1 protein-coding gene and 1 pseudogene are annotated in these 575 nt (G+C 48.9%); both read left to right on the top strand.

Features of this window, described 5'->3' with window-relative positions; translation table 11 throughout:
• Window positions 1-247: pseudogene (locus D1646_RS22895) on the top strand (IS5/IS1182 family transposase); the annotation flags it as partial.
• A partial coding sequence (locus D1646_RS22560; RefSeq protein WP_347565275.1) for a transposase occupies window positions 247-575 on the top strand: 329 nt, incomplete at its 3' end. The pseudogene D1646_RS22895 and the gene D1646_RS22560, both read left to right, overlap by 1 nt.

Raw genomic sequence — 575 nt, 5'->3', positions numbered from 1 at the left:
GAGACAGTTGCCCCACGATTTTCCACCATATTCAACAGTACACAGTTTTTATCGCCGCGCCCGGATCAGTGGGCTGTGGGATAAAATTCTGGAGCATCTTGTGAAAAAGACACGAACAAATGCCGGACGCGAGGAGAGTCCAAGCTACGCGATCATTGATTCCCAGAGCGTGAAAACGGTAGCAGCCAGCGAAGAACGTGGAATTGACGGAGGGAAAAAACGAAAGGCAGAAAGCGGCACATTGTAGTGGATGTGCAGGGCTGCTTGTTGTCTGTTGTGGTTCATGCTGCCAATATTCATGATACAAAAGGTGGCATATCTACCGCCAGACGAGCGTATGAGCGGTATCCGTCTATTCAGAAGTTCTGTGCGGACGCTGGATACCGGGGTACTTTTGTTTCTGATTTGAAGGAACAACTTGACCTCGACGTTGATATTTCAGAGAAAATCAAGCCCCATCAATGGGAAAAACTTCCTTGGCGATGGGTGGTAGAACGCACCCTCTCTTGGCTCAATCACTCCAGACGCCTCAGCAAAGATTATGAAATCTCCGTTTCCTCTGCTGAGGCTATGGT

Source organism: Pseudoflavonifractor sp. 60 (genome assembly GCF_009911645.1).
GTDB lineage: Bacteria > Bacillota > Clostridia > Oscillospirales > Oscillospiraceae > Lawsonibacter.
This window is presented reverse-complemented; position numbering and strand designations above follow the sequence as displayed.